General features: G+C 72.6%; 1 protein-coding gene. It reads right to left on the bottom strand.

The annotated features are described in order from the left end of the window. Nucleotides 1-176: 176 nt before the first annotated feature. The coding region (locus tag J0695_RS41975) for an aspartate racemase/maleate isomerase family protein (RefSeq protein WP_505383652.1) at nt 177-537 on the bottom strand (361 nt) is incomplete at its 5' end.

Raw genomic sequence — 537 nt, forward strand, 5'->3', positions numbered from 1 at the left:
GTGCCGTACAGCAGATGACAACCCCGCGCGTCCCCCGTCTCTTCCCGGTGCGCGTGTGCGACGGGCCACGGGGTGCGGGACACGGCCGTACGGACAAAGAATGCGAATGGCCGTACCGCTCCGGCGCGGGGCCGGGGCGGTACGGCCATGGCAGGCGTGCCGTGGACGTGCTGTCGTCAGGAGAAGAGGGTGCCCAGGCGCGGGCAGCGCACCTTCGTGTCCAGGAGGCGCAGCCCCTCCCAGGCGGTGACCTGGTTGGCGGTCAGTACGGGCTTGCCGAGCGTCTCCTCCAGGTCGGGGATCCAGGCGGCGGTGTGCAGTGCCGTGTCCGGGAGCAGTACCGCCTGCGCCTCGGGGTGGTCGCCGCCCCGCGCCAGTGCCAGGACCTCGTCCTTGCCCCAGGTGCCGACCTCGGCCGCCGTGATGATGCCACTGCCGCGCATCGAGACGACCTCGGCGCCCGCCGCCTTGAGGAACCCGGTGAACAGCTCGCCCACGTCCTCCGGGTAGGTCGCCGCGATGGCGACCCGCTCGGCC

It is taken from the genome of Streptomyces beijiangensis (assembly GCF_017315755.1).
GTDB lineage: Bacteria > Actinomycetota > Actinomycetes > Streptomycetales > Streptomycetaceae > Streptomyces > Streptomyces beijiangensis.